Below are 14,191 nucleotides of genomic sequence, written 5' to 3'. Positions count from 1 at the left end.
AGACTGTGTTTATTTTACATATATGTTAACAGTGTGAAAGCAAGATGGGGTTAGCCTGTGAGCTAGACAACAATTCAGGTTAATACACTTCCTATGAAAAGTATTAAGATCTGCAAATTGTATTTAATTCTAAAAACTGAAGTTAACCTTCAGTTTATGAAGCAATAAGGTGGCTTATTTGCCACCTTATTGTTTATTTCAATTACCGCTAATTACAGTACTAAGCGACGAATGTCTGATAATGCACTGTTTAGGAAAGTAATGAAACGAGCGCCTTCTGCACCATCAATCACACGGTGATCGTAAGATAGAGACAGAGGAAGCTGTAGGCGTGGAGCGAACTCTTTGCCATTCCAAACTGGTTTAATTTCAGATTTAGATACCCCTAGGATACCTACTTCTGGTGCATTTACGATTGGTGTAAATGCTGTACCACCGATACCGCCAAGGCTTGAGATTGTGAAACAACCACCTTGCATATCAGAAGCCATTAATTTACCAGCACGTGCTTTCTTAGAAATAGCCATTAGCTCTTCAGATAGCTCGTAAATGCCTTTTTTGTTCACGTCTTTAAAGACAGGAACAACAAGACCGTTTGGCGTATCAACGGCGATACCTACGTTTACGTACTTCTTAAGGATGATGCTTTCGCCATCATCAGATAAAGAAGAGTTAAACGATGGGAATGCTTCAAGTGCTTTCGCAACGGCTTTCATGATGAACACAAGTGGCGTGATCTTCATACCAGTATCATTTTTCGCTTCGATTGCATTCTGTTCTTTACGGAATGCTTCTAGCTCTGTGATATCAGCGTTATCCCACTGTGTAACGTGCGGGATCATTACCCAGTTACGGTGCAGGTTAGCACCAGAAATTTTCTTAATCTTAGAAAGTTTCTTAACTTCTGTTTCACCAAATTTGCTGAAATCAATTTTTGGCCATGGAAGTAAACCAAGAGCAGAACCGTCACCACCTTTTCCTGATGCCGCTGCACCAGATTCAAGACGCTTAAGTGCATCTTTAACAAAGCTTTGAACGTCTTCTTTTAGGATACGGTCTTTACGGCCAGTACCTTTAACTTTAGCAAGATTTACACCAAACTCACGAGCAAGACGGCGAACAACTGGAGACGCGTGTGCGTATTCGTTGTTTGCTTCAAATTCACCTGTAGCTGCTGGAGCAGAAGCCGCTGCAACTGGTGCAGGAGCTGCTTGTGCAACTGGTGCTGCTGTCGCTTGTGCAGCAACTGGTGCCGCGCCTTCAACAACAAATGTCATGATTAGAGAGCCAGTTGATACTTTATCGCCAGCTGCAATCTTAATCTCTTTGATAGTACCAGCAAAAGGAGCAGGAACTTCCATTGAGGCTTTGTCGCCTTCAACAGTAATTAGAGATTGCTCTTCTTCTACTGTATCGCCAACAGCAACCATGATTTCAGTTACTTCAACTTCATCACCGCCGATATCTGGAACGTTTACTTCTTTCTCAGCAGAGACTGCTGGAGCCGCTGCAACTGGTGCTGCTGCCGCTTGAGGAGCCGCTGCTGGAGCAGAGCCTGCAACTTCAAAGATCATCACTAAAGAGCCAGTTGACACTGAATCACCAGAAGCGATTTTGATTTCTTTAACTGTACCAGCGAATGGTGCAGGAACTTCCATTGAAGCTTTGTCGCCTTCAACAGTTAAAAGAGATTGCTCTTCTTCTACTGTATCGCCAACCGCTACCATGATTTCAGTTACTTCAACTTCATCACCGCCGATATCTGGAACGTGAACTTCTTTAAGCTCAGCAACAGATGCCGCAGCAGGAGCAGCTACTGGAGCCGCCTCAACTACTGGAGCAGCAGGTGCCGCAGCGCCCTCTGCTTCAAAGATCATAATTAGAGAACCCGTTGTTACTGAATCGCCTTCAGAAATTTTAATTTCTTTAACGATACCCGCTTGAGACGCAGGAACTTCCATTGAAGCTTTGTCGCCTTCAACAGTGATCAGTGACTGCTCTTCTTCAACTCGGTCACCGACCTTAACTAGAATCTCAGTTACTTCAACCTCATCTGCACCGATGTCAGGTACATTAATTTCGATTGTCATTGTTTTCTACCTTATGCGTATAGCGGGTTAGTTTTTTCAGTATCAATATTGAATTTAGCAATTGCTTCTGCAACTACAGATTTCTCAATATCACCACGTTTCACAAGTTCAGCTAGAGCAGCAACTACAACGTAGCCTGCGTTAACTTCGAAGTGACGACGTAAGTTCTCACGGCTGTCTGAACGACCAAAGCCATCAGTACCCAGAACTTTATAAGACTCAGCAGGAACGAATGCACGTACTTGCTCAGCGTAGTTCTTCATGTAGTCCGTTACTGCGATTGCAGGTTCGTTACCAAGAACTGTAGTAATGTAAGGTACTTTTGTTTCCGCTTCTGGGTGAAGCATGTTGTCACGCTCTACCGCTTGGCCGTCACGAGTTAACTCATTGAAAGAAGTCACTGCGAAAACATCAGATGCTACGCCGTACTCTTCACTCAAAATTTGAGCTGCTTTACGTGCTTCGTTCATGATAGTACCAGAGCTCATTAACTGAACTTTAGCTTTCTCACCAGCGTAAGACTCAAGCTTGTAGATACCTTTACGGATGCCTTCTTCAGCGCCTTCTGGCATTGCTGGCATTGCGTAGTTTTCATTCATTACTGTTAGGTAATAATAAATGTTCTCTTGGTTCTCACCATACATACGGTTAATACCGTCTTGCATGATTACCGCCAGCTCGTAAGCAAACGTTGGATCATAAGAAATACAGTTAGGAACTGTGTTTGCCATGATGTGAGAGTGACCATCTTCGTGTTGTAGACCTTCACCGTTTAGCGTTGTACGACCAGCAGTAGCTCCTAATAGGAAACCACGAGCTTGTTGGTCACCCGCTAACCATGCCATGTCACCAATACGTTGGAAACCGAACATTGAGTAGTAAATGTAGAATGGGATCATTGGTAGATCGTTGGTGCTGTATGATGTTGCAGCAGCAACCCAAGACGCCATTGAACCTAGTTCGTTGATACCTTCCTGAAGAACTTGACCTGACTTAGCTTCTTTATAGTAAGAAACAATGCCCTTATCTTCAGGTGTATAATCTTGACCGTGTGGGTTGTAGATACCAACTTGACGGAACAGACCTTCCATACCAAACGTACGCGCTTCATCACAGATGATAGGTACGATGTTCTTACCGATATTCTTATCTTTTAATAAGATATTAAGAATACGCACGTAAGCCATTGTGGTAGAAATATCACGCTTCTGCTCACCTAATAGAGGAGAGAATGCATCTAGTTCTGGGACTTTAAATTCTTGAGTGAACTTAGGCAGACGCTTAGGTGTGTAACCGTGTAGTGCATTACGACGAGCGTGTAAGTAGTTGTACTCAGCAGAACCTTCTTCCAATGTAAGATAAGGAAGCGTTTTGATCTTCTCATCTGAAAGAATGTCTTCTAGGCCTAAGCGATCACGCAGGTGTTGAACATGAGTCATGTCCATTTTCTTAACACCGTGTGCAATGTTCTTACCTTCAGCTGCATCGCCCATGCCGTAACCTTTAACGGTTTTAGCTAGGATAACTGTTGGCTTACCACCAGTTTCTTTTGCATTGTTGAATGCAGCGAACAGTTTAGATGAGTCATGACCACCACGCTTAAGAGCGAAGATTTCGTCATCAGTCATATCAGCAACAAGTGCTGCAGTCTCTGGGTATTTACCAAAGAAGTTCTCACGTACGTAAGCGCCATCTTTAGATTTGAATGTTTGGTAATCACCGTCGATAGTTTCATTCATTAACTGAAGAAGTTTACCAGTCGTGTCTTTAGCAAGTAGTGAATCCCAGTTGCTGCCCCAAATAACTTTAACAACATTCCAGCCAGCGCCTTTAAATAGACCTTCTAGTTCTTGAATGATGCTACCGTTACCCATAACAGGGCCGTCTAGACGCTGTAGGTTACAGTTAATTAGGAAACATAGGTTGTCCAGTTTTTCACGAGCAGCGAAAGAGATCGCACCGCGTGATTCTGGCTCATCCATCTCACCATCACCTAGGAAAGCGTATACACGCTGAGCGCCAGTCTCTTTCATGCCACGGCCTTCAAGGTACTTAAGGAAGCGCGCTTGATAGATAGCAGAAATAGGACCAAGACCCATAGATACAGTTGGGAACTGCCAGAATTCAGGCATCAGTTTAGGGTGTGGGTAAGAAGGAATACCTTTACCATCAACTTCTTGACGGAAGTTATCTAGTTGCTCTTCTGTTAAACGACCTTCAACGAAAGCACGAGAGTAGATACCTGGAGAGATATGACCTTGGTAATAAACTAAGTCACCACCATCCGTCTCATTTGGAGCACGGAAGAAATGGTTGAAACAGACTTCGTAGAATGCTGCTGCAGATTGGTAAGATGCCATGTGGCCACCTAGATCCAAATCTTTCTTAGAAGCACGTAGAACGATCATGATAGCGTTCCAACGAATAATTGAACGGATACGACGCTCAAGAGTAACATCACCTGGGTACGCAGGTTCTTGCGTAGCTGGGATGGTATTGATGTAGTTAGTATTGATACCTGTAGCCATATCAACACCATCTAAACGAGCTTTATCAAGAACTTGCTCTAATAGATACTGGGCGCGTTCAACACCCTCTTCACGTACAACTGACTCAAGAGCTTCTAACCAATCTTGAGTTTCTAGTGCATCAACGTCATGCTTCATGTCAGACATGCGAGCTATCCTTTTATTTGTTGGTTCAAATAGGGTAACAATGAAATGAATCAGGTTAATTCATATCATTACTTTGTTGAATTCGACGAAGTGAGCACTCTCGGCGGCTCTCTTCTTTTGTCAATTCCAACAATGTTTCTTCAATATAAGCAAGATGAGAATGAGATGCCAAACGAGCCTCTTCAGGCTTTCCTGACACTATCGCTTCTACTATTTCTGCTCTATGTGCTCTCACCTTTTCAACCACCGCTTCACGACGGTTTAATAAGGTAAAGTTTTGTAATACATTTTGTTCAAGCAAGGGTTCTAGGCTTCTCACCATGTGAAGTAATACCACATTATGAGCAGATTCCGTGACCGTAATAAGACAGTGCATAACCGCAGACGCTTCTGCTTGTAAATCACCATCTTGTTGCGCTTGTTGGATTAATTTATGTGACTCTTTAATCCGTTTAAAATCTTCTTCATTACCACGTAAGGCGGCGTAATAGGCCGATATGCCTTCTAACGCATGGCGTGATTCAAGTAAATCAAACTGCGTTTCAGGGTGAGTTGCTAGTAAATCTAACAACGGCTCTGAAAAACTTTGCCACAAACCTTTATTAACAAACGTTCCACCACCTTGGCGGCGAGTTAATAAGTGCTTTGCCTCTAAACGCTGTATGGCTTCCCGTACCGAAGGGCGAGAAACATCAAACTGTTTTGCTAACTCTCTTTCTGCTGGTAATTGTTGCCCAGGAGAAAGGGTTCCTTCTAAAATCAGCCGTTCAAGCTCTTGCTCGATTACATCGGACAGCTTTGGCTGACGTATCCTTTGATATGTCATCGTAGCTCAACCTAATTTAAGTTGATTACTTCTCACATTACCGTGAGTCATTAGTCACTTTAAATAATTGGTATTACCAATTTTATTTGAGGTGCAATTTATCATTAAAAAAGGGAATTTGTCTAGATAAAAGTTGATTTGAATCATAGAACAGAGTTGATTTACATTGTTAATTAACAATACGAAAACACAAAAGGCACAATTGGTCTGACCAATTGTGCCTTAATTTTAAATAAGAACGAGAGGAAACACGAAATAAAAGAACTTACCATTTAAAGCTAACCTCTTCTATTTCCTTAACTTATGGTACTTTTCCCAATGAAATGACAACCCCGGATCTGTCTTTCTTAGGGGGGCTATATATTGATGCCCTGTAATTCGTTCATCGACTATCAATGGGTACGCGTCTTGTAGCACGTTTGTTACAGCAGACAAGCTATCATATTGTTTTTGAGTATAAGCTGTAAAATCAGTCCCTTCCAACTCAATACCAATGCTGTAATCGTTACATCGTTCACGCCCTGCAAATGATGATGCACCAGCATGCCAAGCTCTTGCATTGAAAGGAACAAACTGCACAACTGAGCCATCGCGTCGAATTAAGCAATGAGCAGATACTCGAAATTGGTGGACCACCTTAAAGAATGGATGTTCATCAGGATTTAATGTGCCCGTAAATAACTGTTCAATATAAGGGCCACCAAATTGCCCCGGCGGTAAACTGATGTTATGCACCACAAGTAAGGAAATATCTTTATCATCAGGACGATCATCATAAAATGGCGACACCACGTGCTTTGCTTCATTAAGCCAATGTTCTGTTGATAAAGTGAATTTCATCGTCTATTCCTCTATGAATTAAAGTAACTTGGGCAACTTACGTATATCTTATGATGAAATTCTGCTCTAGCGCGAGTATTATTGTGGCCATAACCCTATTTCAAATAATTCAATGGACCTCACCATGATCAAAACCCATGACAGCGCCTCTCGTCTTGAATATTTAAAACAACAGCTTCCGACCGAAATTACTCGTGCCGTTTCAGATACGTTACGTGAAGATTTAGGTGGAACTCTCGATGTAAGTACGGACATTACCGCAAGCTTAATCGCAGAAGAAACTCAATCTGTTGCAACTATCATCACGCGTGAACATGGGGTGTTTTGTGGAAAAATGTGGGCCAATGAAGTCTTTAAACAACTCGGTGGCACCGTTTCTATCGAATGGCACGTAGAAGATGGAGACAAAGTAGAGCCAAACCAAACACTTTGTACCTTAACTGGCCCTGCTCGCACGTTGTTAACGGGTGAGCGCAATGCGATGAACTTTATTCAAACGTTATCTGGTTGTTCTACCATCACAGCAACGTATGCTGAAAAAATTGCACATACACAATGCCGCTTACTTGATACTCGTAAAACAATCCCTGGTTTACGTAGCGCGCTAAAATACGCCGTCGCGTGTGGTGGTGGTTTCAATCACCGTATTGGTGTGTTTGACGCGTATTTAATTAAAGAAAATCACATCATCGCCTGTGGTGGTATTGAAAAAGCCATTTCTACAGCGAAAAAACTAAACCCAAATAAACCCGTTGAAGTAGAAACAGAAAGCTTAGAAGAGCTGCAACAAGCGATTGATGCAGGTGCTGATATCATTATGTTAGATAACTTCACTACCGACATGATGCGTGAAGCAGTTAAATTAAACGCCGGCCGTGCGGCATTAGAAAATTCTGGTAATGTGACTTTAGATACGATTGCAGAGTTTGCAGAAACGGGGGTTGATTACATCTCTGTAGGTGCATTAACTAAACATCTTAAAGCAATGGACCTATCAATGCGTTTTAAGTAAAGCATTCTTACCTCGTTCTACCAAGAGCTAGCCATATGGCTGGCTCTTTTTGTTTAAACCTGAACATAAACAACACCCGTAGTCTTTGAATTGCACCACAGATATCTATTATGATACATATCATTTAACCGCTTGTTTCTAAAGTGAGAATTGCGATCTAGCATCAATTTACAAACGCCATATTGCGAGTTTTATCATATTTCATTTTACTTGTTTCATAACCAACATAATGAAAGTGCTGACCCACTCGAACCTTACCTTTTTCTCTCAACACTCTTATTTTATTCGATTTATTATTTTACATATCAAATAAAACATGAATCAACCTGATTCATCTTGGAGAGAAAAATGAAACAACGTCAAGGACAGAAAGGCTTTACTTTAATTGAATTAATGATTGTAGTTGCGGTAATTGGTGTATTGTCAGCGATTGCGATACCTCAATATCAGAATTATGTGAAAAAAGGGGCTTTAGGTGCAGCTTTAGCATCAGCAAGTGCTTTAAAAACTAATGTAGAAGATGTCATAGCAACAACTGGAAATTTTCCTTCAGGAACTTCTGCTGCATTTAATATCGGAACAATTGAACTTGATTCTACTGCGAGTGATGCTTCAGGAACAATCAAAGCAAGTATTACTAAAGGGGCAGGTAACGGTAGTAATGTAACGTTATCAAGGACTGATGATGGAATTTGGACATGTGTAAATTCAGAAAATACTGATATTAAGATAACAGGCTGTTCATAATAAATGCACACCAACCTAGCCTCAATCTTGCGTCAAGCTGAACTCATCAGTTCGGCGCAAGAGAGTACCATTATCGAACACGTACAATCAGGGGCACACACCGTGCCTTCTGCGCTTTTGGCTGAGCATATTTTTAGCCCTGACGAACTCGTCAGCCATTTGGCTCAAATATTTGGGTTGGATGTTATTAATATCACCCAATATGACTATGCCGATTGTTGCCAGAAGTTGGGATTGCGCGATCTCATCACCAAACATCAAGCGCTGCCTATTTCTAACGATGGTTGCAATATTCAACTCGCTGTCAGCGATCCAAGCATCGCACAGATTGAAGATGATTTCCGCTTCACTACAGGAAAACAGATCACACTCGTTTTAGCTGATCAAGGTCAATTAGAAGCGGCAGTACGTCGTCTTTATGGGCGTACAATTTCAACGTCTGATTCATCACATCGAAAAGACATCACTCAAGATGAACTCGCTTTATTGGTTGACGTATCGCTGGATGAAATGACATCAACCGAAGACCTCAGCCAAGATGATGCGCCTGTTACCCGCTTTATTAACCAAATTTTATTAGAGGCAGTCCGAAAAGGCGTCTCAGATATTCATTTTGAACCTTATGAAGAAACCTATCGAGTCCGTTTTCGTTGCGATGGGATCTTAGTCGAAAACAGTTCACCGTCTTCTCATTTAAGCCGTCGCTTATCTGCCCGCTTAAAAATCATGGCTAAACTTGATATCGCAGAGCGACGTTTACCACAAGATGGACGAATTAAGCTAAAACTGAACAGTGAAATATCAATAGATATGCGCGTCTCCTCTCTTCCGACTCTATGGGGAGAAAAAATTGTTCTGCGTTTATTAGACAGTAGCGCGGCCAGCTTAGATATTGATAAATTAGGCTACAGCGACAAACAAAAAGAACTTTACCTTAATGCCTTAAAACGCCCACAAGGGATGATTTTAATGACAGGCCCTACAGGCAGTGGCAAAACAGTGTCTCTCTATTCCGGACTAAATATTTTAAATACCACCGAAAAGAATATATCCACCGCTGAGGATCCAGTAGAAATAAACCTCAATGGGGTAAACCAAGTACAAGTCGCCCCTAAAATCGGATTTACTTTCGCCCATGCCCTGCGTTCTTTTTTACGACAAGATCCTGATATTGTGATGGTTGGAGAAATACGAGATCTCGAAACCGCAGAAATCGCGGTAAAAGCGGCACAAACGGGACACTTAGTGCTTTCAACCCTCCATACTAACTCAGCAGCAGAAACCGTAGTTCGCTTAGGTAACATGGGGATCGAAAACTTTAACCTTGCCTCTTCCCTTAGCTTAATTATTGCTCAACGGTTAGCGAGAAGACTTTGTCCTCATTGTAAAGAAATAGATGACCTTAGCGTTGAAACAAGAGAACAATACGGAATCGATTTATTAAACCCGATTTTTAAGGCTCGGCTTGAAGGCTGCAATGAATGTACTCATGGTTACTCGGGCCGTATTGGTATTTATGAAGTGATGCCTTTTACTCGTGAACTGTCTGTTGCTGTTTTAAAAGGAGCGACAGTTAGACAAATAGAACAACTTGCGATTAAACAAGGTATGGACAATCTCGCCACCTCTGGCATTAAACGTCTTGAAGATGGCACGACAAGCTTACAAGAACTCACTCGGGTTCTTTATTTCTAATTCTTAAGTAAGTGACTCCTCATGCTAAAATCAAAAACTAAAATAAAAACGCTTAGCCTACACAATTTTCAATGGCGCGGGATTAATAGCACAGGAAAAAAAGTATCAGGAAAACTCCTTGCCCTTAGTGAGATTGAAGTCAGAGCAAAACTTAATGAACAAAGCATTCAAATAAAGAAAATTAAAAAGCGCAAGATTTCTAGCTTTGAAAAGATGAAGCATGCCGTTAAACGAAAAGACATCACCCTTTTTACGCGTCAATTAGCCACTATGCTTGGTGCCGGTGTACCCATAGTGCAATCATTACAACTCATCGCTGAAAACAATATTAAAGCCGAAATGAAGTCCATACTTAAGCAAGTATGTTTATCTATTGAGGCTGGAACTCAACTTTCAAAAGCACTCTCTACCAGTTGCTCACTCTTTGATTCTTTTTATATTGATTTAGTGGCAACAGGGGAAGAAACAGGCAGTTTATCCCACGCATTTTCTCGCTTAGCAGAATACAGAGAAAAAAGTGAAGCATTACGAGCAAAAGTCGTCAAAGCGATGATTTACCCAACGATGGTTTTTTTAATCGCTATTGCGGTTACCGTTTTAATGCTTATGTTTGTTATCCCTGAATTTGAAGCTATTTTTAACGGATTTGGGGCTGAACTTCCTTGGTTTACTCAGCAAGTCGTCAATGCTTCTCATTTTTTACAAAACTACGGTTTTTTGATTTTATTAACGTTAATACTAACTACGTTATCCCTACAGTTACTAAAACAAAAATCTTATCAATTCCGTTTTATGCTTAATAGACGTAGCTTACAGATACCAATTATTGGATCGGTACTTTCTAAAGCCGCCATTGCTAAATTTAGCCGCACGCTTGCCACCAGTTTTAGTTCAGGGCTACCTATTTTGCATAGTTTACAAACCACGAGTAAAACGGCTGGTAATCTTTATTACCAAGAAGCAATACTATCTGTACAACAAAATACAGCGGCCGGCATGCCCCTTTATTTAGCTATGCGACACACTCAAGCCTTCCCTGAGATGGTATTACAAATGGTCATGATTGGTGAAGAATCTGGTCAATTAGATGACATGCTTAATAAAATTGCTTTTGTCTATGAAGATGACGTTGATAATACCGTCGATAATTTAGGTAAAATTCTTGAACCCTTTATTATTCTATTTTTAGGGGTCATGATTGGTGGTCTTGTAGTCTCTATGTATCTCCCTATTTTCAACTTAATGAATGTTATTGGATAGGCTTAACTCTATTTCATTAGGAAATACTTGCTCTTATCTACTTCCTTTAGATGAACTCTGATAAAATCAATGTATTAAATTATAATGATATCGGATGCACTTACATGGCTGTTTTTGATTACTATCCTTGGCTTTTTCCACTCTTTGCCACTCTATTTGGTTTGCTAGTTGGTAGCTTTCTTAATGTCGTTATTTATCGCTTACCGATAATGATGGAAAAAGAATGGAAAAAAGAATGCATTGACTGTTTCCCTGATTTAGCACCAAAAACACCGACACCAGAGAAAGAAGAAACGTTTAACTTAAGTGTTCCACGTTCTCGCTGTCCAAAATGCAATACTCAAATTAAATTTTACGACAACATCCCTGTTATAAGCTGGATCTTATTAAAAGGGAAATGTCGTCAATGTAGTAATCCAATTAGCTTTAGATACCCTGCAATTGAACTATTATCGGGTGCCATGTGTTTCACCGTTTCTTATTTCCTGCCTTTTTCTTATTTTGCTATCGCGGCGGTTTTATTTACTCTAGTACTGATTGCTCTTACCTTTATTGATATTGATACCATGCTGCTTCCTGACCAAATTACTCTCCCATTATTATGGACGGGTATATACCTTGCGTTAGTTGGGTGGAGTTCTGTCACTTTAGTTGATTCTGTTATTGGGGCAATGGCAGGCTATCTTATCTTATGGTCTATCTACTGGGGTTTTAAGCTTATCACTGGTAAAGAAGGCATGGGATATGGTGACTTCAAATTATTAGCCGCTCTTGGTGCTTGGTTGGGTTGGCAACAACTTCCTTTGCTTGTTTTATTATCTTCAGTTGTCGGGGCCATTATTGGTATAGCAATGCTTCGAGCTCAAAAAAATGGATTTGATAAAGCGATCCCATTTGGGCCTTATCTCGCTATTGCAGGGTGGATATGCCTTTTATGGGGTAATGAAATCAGCCATTGGTACTTTACTTCAATTTTAGGATTCCCAGTATGAGTTATGTTATTGCTATCACTGGAGGTATTGGCAGTGGAAAAACCACCGTTGCCGATGCCTTTCATAAAAATCATAATATTGACCTCGTTGACGCTGATATCATAGCCCGTGAAGTTGTAGAGCCTAATAGTGTAGGGTTAAACCAAATCATCGATCATTTCGGAAAGTCTATTTTATTAGACAATGGACAGCTAAATAGAACCGAACTACGGCAACGTATTTTTTCAAATCCTCATGAAAAAAAATGGACTAATGATGTACTTCATCCTTTAATTAGAGAAGAGATGCAACGACAACTCTCGTTAGCAACCTCTGATTACGTATTACTTATTGTCCCGCTATTAGTTGAAAATCAGCTACAGTATTTGGCAAATCGAGTCCTTGTTGTTGATGTTTTAGAGCAAACTCAAATTAATCGAACCGTTAGTCGTGATAGAGTAAATCAGGAACAAGTAAAGGCAATTCTAGCTTCACAAGCTTCACGAGCAGAACGATTAGCCATTGCTGATGACATTATTAAGAATGATCACAATATTCGTGACTTAGACAATGAAATATCTCTGCTACATAATAAATATCTGCTATTGTCCAATAATGGATAAATGAAGAGAATCAATAACGACTATGAATGGATTGAGTATGCAAAAGTTTGAACATCCTTTAAATGAAAGGACTCGAATTTACTTACGAATTGAATCTTTATTTCGTAAGCTTGGTCATTCAGCCGATCTAACTCAACCTTTTGAATACCAAATATTCTTTAGCTCACTTTTTAATATGCTTGATATTTTAGAGCAAATTCAAGTTAAAGCTGATTTAGGTAAAGATTTAGAAAAACTTCGTTTACAGTACCGCTCTTGGATGAATATTGAAGGGGTTGACCAATCAGCTTTGCTTTCTGTCTTAGATCAAATCAGTCTAGTTCATAAAAATTTAATGCAAACCACTCGCCCTGGTCATTCTTTAAAAGAAGACCGTTTTTTATCCGCTTTAAAACAGAGATTTTTTATCCCTGGTGGCGACTGTTGTTTTGATCTCCCTGCATTACATCACTGGTTACACCTTCCTTTAGAAACTCGCTGTCGGAATACTCACCATTGGATGTCACAGCTACTTTCGCTGTCTGATGCACTGTCATTATGGTTGAGGCTAACAAGAGAAACGGCACGCTTTGAGCCAAAAATTGCACGTAATGGGTTTATGCAAAGTGAAATGGAGAACTCCAATTTACTCCGGTTAGAAATCCCCGTAGATAACGGGGTTTATCCAATGATCTCTGGGCATAAAAATCGTTTTGCGTTACGCTTTATATCTTTCGAAACCAATAAGAATTATGAAAAAGACATTGAGTTTAGGCTTGCTGTCTGCTGAGGAAAATATGCCCGAATTAAATAATACTAAGCCTACCATCGTTAAATGCCCAACTTGCCAATCGGAAGTAATATGGAATCAAGAAAGTCAATTTCGTCCATTTTGCAGTAAAAAGTGCCAAATGATAGATTTCGGCGAATGGGCAGATGAAGAAAAATCAATTCCTGGCGCCCCTGACATGTCAGATTCCGATGGTTGGTCTGAAGATCAATACTAATAAAAAAGCGATCGTAACGATCGCTTTTTTATACATTTAAGTTTAACAAAAAGACAACATCACTTTTTCTAGCACCGGAATATTGGCTTCCGGAAATGAATAGTGTTTAAGATCCGTAATCGGCACCCATAAGCCCTGCTGCCCTTCTTTACCATACGGTTCAGATTCAAATTTAGTTACCGTAAAAAAATCAAAATAAAGGGATTTTTCTGGATAATCATAATTTAACGATTCAAAGATAGTTAACTCAGTAGACAGAATTCCGACTTCTTCATTTAATTCTCTGATTATAGCTTGCTCTGCACTTTCTCCCTCTTCAACTTTACCACCAGGGAACTCCCAAAAACCGCCTTTATGCGCTTTATCTGGACGTTTAGTGATAAATATTTTGTCCTTTTTTAGGTTCAAAATTACCGCAGCAACAATATGTAATCGTTTCATTAATATCCTTTCTTTATGAAAAATG

Annotated in this window: 13 protein-coding genes; 8 read left to right on the top strand and 5 right to left on the bottom strand. The window is 40.4% G+C overall.

Annotated elements, in window-relative coordinates:
* Window positions 1-212: 212 nt before the first annotated feature.
* From aceF to ampD, 4 genes are all read right to left on the bottom strand, one after another.
* On the bottom strand, window positions 213-2,090 hold the full coding sequence (gene aceF / locus A6E06_RS05205) for a pyruvate dehydrogenase complex dihydrolipoyllysine-residue acetyltransferase (protein ID WP_065591349.1): 1,878 nt from the start codon (window positions 2,088-2,090) through the stop codon (window positions 213-215).
* Window positions 2,091-2,101: 11 nt separating this feature from the next.
* Complete coding sequence (gene aceE / locus A6E06_RS05200) at window positions 2,102-4,765, bottom strand: pyruvate dehydrogenase (acetyl-transferring), homodimeric type (RefSeq protein ID WP_065591350.1); 2,664 nt, start codon at window positions 4,763-4,765, stop codon at window positions 2,102-2,104.
* A gap of 55 nt (window positions 4,766-4,820) precedes the next feature.
* Window positions 4,821-5,591, bottom strand: a complete 771-nt coding sequence (gene pdhR, locus A6E06_RS05195) for a pyruvate dehydrogenase complex transcriptional repressor PdhR (protein ID WP_065591351.1) — start codon at window positions 5,589-5,591, stop codon at window positions 4,821-4,823.
* 288 nt (window positions 5,592-5,879) lie between these two features.
* Complete coding sequence (gene ampD, locus A6E06_RS05190) at window positions 5,880-6,431, bottom strand: 1,6-anhydro-N-acetylmuramyl-L-alanine amidase AmpD (RefSeq protein ID WP_065591352.1); 552 nt, start codon at window positions 6,429-6,431, stop codon at window positions 5,880-5,882.
* Between the two features lie 124 nt (window positions 6,432-6,555).
* On the opposite strand from ampD, the gene nadC reads away from it, so the two are divergent.
* From nadC to yacG, 8 genes are all read left to right on the top strand, one after another.
* Complete coding sequence (nadC, locus tag A6E06_RS05185; protein ID WP_065591353.1) at window positions 6,556-7,443, top strand: carboxylating nicotinate-nucleotide diphosphorylase; 888 nt, start codon at window positions 6,556-6,558, stop codon at window positions 7,441-7,443.
* A 348-nt stretch (window positions 7,444-7,791) separates the two neighbouring features.
* Window positions 7,792-8,190, top strand: a complete 399-nt coding sequence (locus A6E06_RS05180; protein WP_061037447.1) for a pilin — start codon at window positions 7,792-7,794, stop codon at window positions 8,188-8,190.
* Window positions 8,191-8,193: 3 nt separating this feature from the next.
* Window positions 8,194-9,885 (top strand): type IV-A pilus assembly ATPase PilB, encoded by a 1,692-nt coding sequence (gene pilB / locus A6E06_RS05175; protein WP_065591354.1) that lies wholly within the window; start codon window positions 8,194-8,196, stop codon window positions 9,883-9,885.
* Between the two features lie 21 nt (window positions 9,886-9,906).
* The gene (locus A6E06_RS05170; RefSeq protein WP_065591355.1) at window positions 9,907-11,145 is read left to right on the top strand and encodes a type II secretion system F family protein; all 1,239 of its coding nucleotides are present in this window, start codon (window positions 9,907-9,909) and stop codon (window positions 11,143-11,145) included.
* A 104-nt stretch (window positions 11,146-11,249) separates the two neighbouring features.
* Window positions 11,250-12,137 carry an A24 family peptidase gene (locus tag A6E06_RS05165; protein WP_065591393.1) on the top strand — a complete coding sequence of 296 codons (888 nt, stop codon included), beginning with the start codon at window positions 11,250-11,252 and terminating at the stop codon, window positions 12,135-12,137.
* The gene (coaE, locus tag A6E06_RS05160) at window positions 12,134-12,739 is read left to right on the top strand and encodes a dephospho-CoA kinase (protein ID WP_065591356.1); all 606 of its coding nucleotides are present in this window, start codon (window positions 12,134-12,136) and stop codon (window positions 12,737-12,739) included. The genes A6E06_RS05165 and coaE overlap by 4 nt, the downstream gene beginning before the upstream one ends.
* A gap of 22 nt (window positions 12,740-12,761) precedes the next feature.
* On the top strand, window positions 12,762-13,508 hold the full coding sequence (gene zapD / locus A6E06_RS05155; protein WP_065591357.1) for a cell division protein ZapD: 747 nt from the start codon (window positions 12,762-12,764) through the stop codon (window positions 13,506-13,508).
* Window positions 13,509-13,515: 7 nt separating this feature from the next.
* Window positions 13,516-13,725, top strand: coding sequence for a DNA gyrase inhibitor YacG (gene yacG, locus A6E06_RS05150; protein ID WP_065591358.1), 210 nt, complete (start codon window positions 13,516-13,518; stop codon window positions 13,723-13,725).
* 42 nt (window positions 13,726-13,767) lie between these two features.
* On the opposite strand, the gene mutT is transcribed toward yacG, so the two are convergent.
* On the bottom strand, window positions 13,768-14,166 hold the full coding sequence (mutT, locus tag A6E06_RS05145; RefSeq protein ID WP_065591359.1) for an 8-oxo-dGTP diphosphatase MutT: 399 nt from the start codon (window positions 14,164-14,166) through the stop codon (window positions 13,768-13,770).
* Window positions 14,167-14,191 lie beyond the last annotated feature (25 nt).

Source organism: Aliivibrio sp. 1S175 (assembly GCF_001690985.1).
In the GTDB taxonomy this organism is placed as follows: Bacteria; Pseudomonadota; Gammaproteobacteria; order Enterobacterales; family Vibrionaceae; genus Aliivibrio.
Note: the sequence above shows the minus strand (reverse complement) of the source record. Positions and strands in the feature narration are given on the sequence as shown.

Coding starts and splice junctions, on each gene's coding strand:
- aceF (WP_065591349.1), bottom strand. CDS start 2,090: ATGACAATCGAAATTAATGTACCTGACATCGGTGCAGATGAGGTTGAA.
- aceE (WP_065591350.1), bottom strand. CDS start 4,765: ATGTCTGACATGAAGCATGACGTTGATGCACTAGAAACTCAAGATTGG.
- pdhR (WP_065591351.1), bottom strand. CDS start 5,591: ATGACATATCAAAGGATACGTCAGCCAAAGCTGTCCGATGTAATCGAG.
- ampD (WP_065591352.1), bottom strand. CDS start 6,431: ATGAAATTCACTTTATCAACAGAACATTGGCTTAATGAAGCAAAGCAC.
- nadC (WP_065591353.1), top strand. CDS start 6,556: ATGATCAAAACCCATGACAGCGCCTCTCGTCTTGAATATTTAAAACAA.
- A6E06_RS05180 (WP_061037447.1), top strand. CDS start 7,792: ATGAAACAACGTCAAGGACAGAAAGGCTTTACTTTAATTGAATTAATG.
- pilB (WP_065591354.1), top strand. CDS start 8,194: ATGCACACCAACCTAGCCTCAATCTTGCGTCAAGCTGAACTCATCAGT.
- A6E06_RS05170 (WP_065591355.1), top strand. CDS start 9,907: ATGCTAAAATCAAAAACTAAAATAAAAACGCTTAGCCTACACAATTTT.
- A6E06_RS05165 (WP_065591393.1), top strand. CDS start 11,250: ATGGCTGTTTTTGATTACTATCCTTGGCTTTTTCCACTCTTTGCCACT.
- coaE (WP_065591356.1), top strand. CDS start 12,134: ATGAGTTATGTTATTGCTATCACTGGAGGTATTGGCAGTGGAAAAACC.
- zapD (WP_065591357.1), top strand. CDS start 12,762: ATGAATGGATTGAGTATGCAAAAGTTTGAACATCCTTTAAATGAAAGG.
- yacG (WP_065591358.1), top strand. CDS start 13,516: ATGCCCGAATTAAATAATACTAAGCCTACCATCGTTAAATGCCCAACT.
- mutT (WP_065591359.1), bottom strand. CDS start 14,166: ATGAAACGATTACATATTGTTGCTGCGGTAATTTTGAACCTAAAAAAG.